Origin of the sequence: Frankia sp. Cppng1_Ct_nod, assembly GCF_920656135.1 — a bacterium.
Taxonomy (GTDB): Bacteria; Actinomycetota; Actinomycetes; order Frankiales; family Frankiaceae; genus Protofrankia; species Protofrankia meridionalis.
Window position 1 is genome coordinate 1 of the sequence record NZ_CAKKTK010000131.1, and the last position, 6,578, is coordinate 6,578.

General features: G+C 72.5%; 2 protein-coding genes. Both read right to left on the minus strand.

Annotated elements, in window-relative coordinates; translation table 11 throughout:
• A complete protein-coding gene (locus NBW77_RS21550; RefSeq protein WP_250280245.1) occupies window positions 1-2,349 on the minus strand; it encodes a type I polyketide synthase in 2,349 nt (782 codons plus the stop codon).
• A gap of 50 nt (window positions 2,350-2,399) precedes the next feature.
• Window positions 2,400-6,527: a type I polyketide synthase gene (locus NBW77_RS21555; RefSeq protein WP_250280246.1), complete on the minus strand. Its 4,128-nt coding sequence runs from the start codon at window positions 6,525-6,527 to the stop codon at window positions 2,400-2,402.
• Between the last annotated feature and the right edge of the window lie 51 nt (window positions 6,528-6,578).

Below are 6,578 nucleotides of genomic sequence, written 5' to 3' on the forward strand. Positions count from 1 at the left end.
CTAGGCCAAGCTGAGCGGCGAGGTAGGCGCGCAGGTGGTGTCGGCCTCCAGCCAGTAGCGTCGACGCTGGAAGGCGTAGGTGGGCAGATCCAGACGCCGGGCGCCGACGCCAGCGAAGAAGGCCCGCCAGTCGACCGCGATACCCCGCGCGTGGAGTAAGGCCAGCGCGTCGGTGGCGGCGCGGACTTCCGACCGGCTGGCTGGCAGCAGCGACACCAGCGTGGACCTGGCCGGGAGAGTGTCCGGCACGCCGGGGCTTAGCGCCACCACGGTCGTCACGTCCTGGGGAATGTTCTTGTCCTCGTGGCACGCCGATGGCTCCATCATCACCAGGGCGCACGCATCCGCCAAGGAGAGCGAGCCGGTCACGTGGGCGGCGGAGGGTTCACCGGCCGCGTATCCCACGACGATGTCCGGTGCCACTCCCCAGGACTCCAGCAGCCGGCAGAGCGCCACCTCGACTGCGAAAGCCGCCGCCCGCATGTGGGCCTGCGGCGGGTCCACCCGCTCGCCTGCCCACAGCATCTCCAGCACCGGAATCTCGAGATGCTGGTCGAACGCCGTGCAGACCGTGTCCAGAGCCGCCGAGAAGACGGGAAATATCCGTGCCAGTTCCCGTCCTGTGCCAGGACCCCACGATCCCTGACCGGCAAAGACGAACGCGAGCCTGCCGCCCGCGGCCGCGTGGCTCGCGGTCAGGCCCTCGGCCAGCGCGGCCAGGCCCCGCAGGAACTCCGCGCGGTCACCGGCGACCAGCACCGCGCGGTACTCCAGGGCAGACCGGGTCGTCGCCAGCGAGAACCCGATGTCGGTCAGCGACAGGTCGGGGTGCTCGTTCACATGTGCGTGAAGCCGTTCCGCCTGTGCCCGCAGCGCAGCCTCGGATCGGGCCGACAGCGGCCACGGCACCACCTGACGGCCCGCGCCGCGCTCGGCGGGCACGGGCCGCTCGGCGGGCACGGGCCGCTCGGCGGGCACGGGCCGCTCGGCGGGCACGGGCGCCGCGTCCTGCTCAAGTATCACGTGCGCGATGGTGCCGTTGACCCCGAAGGCGGAAACGCCCACACGGCGGGGCCTGCCGGTCTCCGGCCAGGGCACGGGTTCGGTGAGGAGCGCCACCGCCCCTTCGGACCAGTCCACATGCGGGCTCGGTGCGTCGACGTGCAGCGTCGGGGGCAGCACGCCATGGCGCATCGCCATCACCATTTTGATCGCCCCGCCAACCCCGCCGGCCGCCTGAGTATGCCCGAGATTGGACTTCAGTGAGCCCAGCCACAGCGGCCGATCGGACGGCCGCCCCTGCCCGTACGTGGCCAGCAGGGCCTGCAACTCGATCGGATCTCCAATTGGGGTGCCGGTGCCGTGCCCTTCAACCGCGTCCACGTCGGACGGCGACAGCCCGGCGTCCGCCAGCGCCCGGCTGATCAGTCGCTCCTGCGAGATGCTGCTGGGAGCCGTGAAGCCGTTGCTCGCGCCGGTCTGGTCGACGGCGCTCCCCCGCATCACCGCGAGGACCGGATGCCCGTTGCTGCGCGCGTCCGCGAGCCGTTCCACCAGCAGGACGCCAACGCCCTCAGCGATACCGGTTCCGTCCGCGGCCGCCGCGAAGGACTTGCAGCGGCTGTCCGCCGCCAGGCCCTGTCCCTGCCGGGTGACCTCGCCCCACAGCTCTGGGGTGGACATCACGGACACGCCGCCGGCCAGTGCGAGCGAGCACTCGCCGCGCCGCAGGGCCTGGCTCGCCAGGTGCAGCGCCACCAGCGAGGACGCACACGCGGTGTCCACCGTGATGGCGGGCCCTTCCAAGCCGAGCGTGTAGGAGACCCGCCCCGAGGCCATACTGCCCGCGCTGCCGAAGTAGGCGTAGCCGTCGATTCCCGCGGGCGGTGGCCGCAGCCGGTAGCCGTAGTCGTGGAAGATGACGCCGAAGTAGACGCCGGTGCGGCTACCCCGTACCGACAGCGGATCGATCCCCGCTCGCTCGAACGCCTCCCACGAGGTCTCCAGCAGCAGCCGCTGCTGCGGATCCGTGGCCAGGGCCTCACGCGCCGACATCTCGAAGAAGGCGGGATCGAAGTCGGCGGCGTCGTGGAGGAAACCGCCATCGGCGTACGGCAGGTCCGCGGTGTCCCAGCCGCGATCGTCGGGGAAGGCGGAGATGGCGTCGCCGCCCGCGGCGACGAACCGCCACAGCTCCTCCGGCGACCGCAGGCCACCCGGGTAGCGGCACGCCATCCCAATGATCGCGATGGGCTCGGTCAGGTCGGCGGCCAGTCGCCGCAGACGCTCGTTCTCCTTCATCGCCGCGCGCAGCGCCTCGACGAGTTTCTCGGGGGATAAAGCCACCATGACCTCCGATCGTTCAGGGACCTCCGGCGGTTCCAAGGACGTCCGACAGTTCAGGAGCCGCCGTCGAGAGCCAGCCGTACCAGTGTCTCGACGTCCATCGAGTCGAACGTGCTACCCGGCTGCTCGTCCGGGCCGGCGGACTCGGCGGGAAACAGCTGGCTCCGCAGGTGACCGGCGATCGCGGCGGGCGTCGGGAAGTCGAAGACCAGCGTCGCCCGCAGCCGTACGCCGGTCGCCGCCCTCAGCCGGTTACGGAGCTGGACCGAGGCGAGCGAGTCGAACCCGAGATCCTTGAACGCCCGGTGCGGCGCAACGGCGTCCGCGGACGTATGACCCAGGGCCGCGGCCGCGGTGGCGCACACGGTCTCCAGCAGTTCCCGGTCCCGTTCTGGGCCGGTCAACCCGGCCAGCCGTTCGGCAAGCGTCTGGATGTCGCCAGCCGCGTCCACCACCCGGCGGATCGGAGTGCGGATCAGGAGGCGCAGCAACGGCGGCACGACCCCGGTCGCGCGCAGCGCCCGCAGGTCCAGGCGCATCGGCAGCAGCACGGGCCGGTCTACCGCGAGCGCGGCGTCGAACAGTGCCAACCCGTCCGCGGCGGACATCGGCCGCAGGCCGTTGCCCGTCATCCGCCGCTCCAGGTCGGCCTGGTCCAGATGCCCGGTCAGGCCGCTGCGCTGGGCCCAGTAGCCCCAGCCGAGAGATACCGCCGGCAGCCCCGCGGCCCGACGGCGGTGGGCCAACGCGTTCAGGAACGTGTTGGCGGCCGCGTAGTTGGCCTGGCCCGGGCTGCCGAAGGGGGCCACGGACGACGAGAACAACACAAAGGCGGCCAGGTTCCGGTCGAGGGTGAGTTCATGGAGGTGCAACGCCGCGTCCACCTTGGGCCGCAGCACGGCGTCGACCCGCGCCGGCGTCAGAGAGCTGAGGATCCCGTCGTCGAGTACACCCGCGGCGTGCACGACCGCCGTCAGTCGGTGCCCGGCGGGTATCGAGGCCAGCAGGGCGGACAGGGCGGCGCGGTCGGCGATGTCGCAGGCGGCCACCGTCACCTGGGCGCCCAGCGCCGTCAGTTCGGCCTCGAGGTCCGTGGCACCGGCGGCCTGACGGCCGCTCCGGCTGGCCAGCAACAGATGCCGGACGCCGTGCTCGGCGACCAGGTGCTGGGCGACCAACCCGCCCAGGGTGCCGGTGGCGCCTGTGATCAGCACGGTGCCGTCCGGATCCCACCCGGCGGGATCGACGGCCGGGATCGCCGCCCGGGTGAGCCGTTGTCCCAGGACCACGCCCGCCCGGATGACGAGCCGAGGCTCGCCGCAGGCGACCGCCGCGGGCAATGCCCGATACGACGCCTCATCGCCGTCGAGGTCCACGAGTGTGAACCGGTCCGGATTCTCCGACTGGGCGGACGCGATCAGCCCCCACACCGGGGCGTTCACCAGGTCCGGCACGTCGTCGTGCGCTTCCGCGGGCACCGCGCCCCGGGTGACTACGACCAGCCGGGCGGAAGCGAACCGATCGTCGGCCAGCCAGGACTGGGCCAGCCCGAGCACTCGATGCAGAGCCGTGCGCACGGCCGCCGGCGATTCGTCAGTTGGGTTCGGGACGCAGGTCACCACCACCGCCTCGGTGCCCTCACCAGCGGCCTCGGTCAGCTCCGGGCACGCACGGGCGTGGATGCCGGCCCGGTCCAGCGCCGTGCGCAGTCCGAGGGGATCCGGTCCCGCCACCACCCACCCCCGCGGGCCGGGCTCCGGTACGGCCGCAGCCCGGCCCGGCTCTGGTACGGCCGGAGCCACGAGCGGAACCCAGTCCAGGGCGAACAGCGCGTCGGCCACCGCATCGTGGCGCGCGTGCAGCCGGCCCGCCGCCAGTGGACGCAGGGCCACCGATGCGATGGCCGCCACCGGTGCGCCCGTGTGGTCGGCCAGCTCAACCGACACCGTGTCCCTGTCCCTGTCCCTGTCCGGGTCCGTGTCCGTTTCCGCCGGGGCGATCCGCATCCGCACAGTGGTGGCCCCGGTGGCGGACAGGCGGATGTCGCGGAACGCCGTGGGCACCACGGGGATCGCACTGCCCCCCGAGATCATCCGATCCCACAGGATCAGGTGCAGGCCCGCGTCGAGCAGCGCGGGATGCAGGCGGAACCCGTCAGCCCCGCTCCCGGAATCGAGGACGACCTCGGCGAAGAGCTCCGCTCCCCGCCGCCAGGCTTTCGCCAGCCGCTGGCAGGCCGGTCCGTAGCGGTACCCGTGACCGAGCAGATCCTCATACAGCCGGTCGACGTCCACCGGTGACGCATTCGGCGGCGGCCAGGTGTGGAGCTCGAACGCCGCCGCGGGCGGCCGGTCGGCCAGTGTCGCGGTGGCATGGCAGGTCCACGCCGCCTCCGCGGGCGCCTCCTCGGGCCGGGCATGCACCGTGAGCGGGCGGCGTCCCGAAGCGTCCGGTGCATTGATCCGGACCTGGATCTGGACGCGGCCGGAGTCCGCCACGACCAGGGGCTCGGCCAGGGTGAGCTCGTCCAGCACCGTGCAACCGACTTCGTCACCCGCCCGGATCGCCAGGTCCACCAGGACCGCCGCGGGCAGCAGCCGGAGCCCGGCCACGGCCTGGCTGTCCAACCAGGGGTGGGCCGCCGGGGCGATCCGCCCGGTGAACAGGTGGCCGTCACCGTCGGCGAGCCGAACGCCCGCGCTCAGCACCGGATGCCCCAGCGCGTCCTGGCCCGCCGCAGCCAGATCGGCGGGCTGGGAGGCCGCCGTGGTGTCCGGCCAGTACCGCTGGTGCTGGAAGGCGTAGGTGGGCAGCGCGGCCGGGAGGGCGTCCAGATCCGTGAAGGCCGGCCGCCAGTCGACGGCGACGCCGTGGACGTGAACCTCGGCGAGGGAGGTCAACAGACGGTCGGGACCGCCCTGCCCGCGCCGCAGCGTGCCCACGACCAGGGCGTCCCCGCCGGTGTCGTCCAGCGTCTCCTGGATCCCGAACCCTGCTACCGGGTGCGGGCTCACCTCGACGAACACGCCGATTCCGGCGGCCAGCAACGCGCGGGTGGCCCGCTCGAACAGCACCGGCTCGCGGGTGTTGGCGTACCAGTACTCGGCGTCCATGCCGGTGGCGTCCAGCAACTCTCCGGTGACCGTCGAGTAGAAGGGGATCCGCGCTCGGGCGGCCGTGACCGGGCGCAGGAGGTCCATCAGCTCCGCACGGATACCGTCCACCTGAGCACAGTGGGTGGCGACCGATGACTCCAGGGTCCGGGCCCGGACACCGTCGGCGGTCAGCTCCGCGACCAGCTCATCCAGCGCCACGGCGTCACCAGCGACGGTGACCAGGCGGGGACCGTTGACCCCGCCGATGCTGAGCCGGTCACCCCACCGCGCCAGCCGTACGGACATCTCCAAGGGCGGCAGGGCGACCGACGCCAGCGCGCCACGGCCCAGCATCCGTTCGACTAAGAGCCTGCTGCGCAGGGCGATGATGCGGGCCGCGTCATCAATGGAGATCGCCCCGGCCACGTGGGCGGCGGCGATCTCACCCTGGCTGTTGCCGACCACCGCGGCGGGTGTCACCCCGTACGCACGCCAGACCGCGGCGAGGGACACCATCATCGCCAGCAGCGCCGGCTGGATCACGTCGATGCGTTCCAGCGACGGTGACCCGTCCGCGCCGCTGATCACGTCGAGCAGCGACCAGTCGAGGTACGGTTCGAACGCCTTGGCGCACGTCGTCATCTGCTCGTGGAACGCCGGACACCCCTTCATCAGGTCACGGCCCATCCCGGCCCACTGCGCACCCTGACCGGGGAATACGAACGCCACCTCGGGAGCGCGACCCCCAAGGCCGCGCACGGTGTTCGCGACACTCTCCCCCGTAGCCAGCGCCGCCAGCCCGTCACGCAGTTCCGCGTGGTCGGCACCGACTACGACGGCGCGATGCTCGAACGTGGCACGGGTGGTGACCGACGCCAGGCCCAGGTCGGCGGGGGTCGCCCCGGGGTGTTCGTCCAGGTGAGACCGCAGCCGCTGCGCTTGAGTGCGCAGTGCCTCTTCGTTTTTGGCCGACACGAGCAGCGGTACGGCCCGAGGGTGTGTCCGGGGCTCCGGCGGCGTACCACCCGCCGTCCATTCGGCCGCAGGCGCAGCCCGCTCGGCCACGGGCGCTCGCTGCTCGGCCACGGGCGCGTCCCGGAGGATCACATGAGCGTTCGTGCCGCTGATACCGAACGC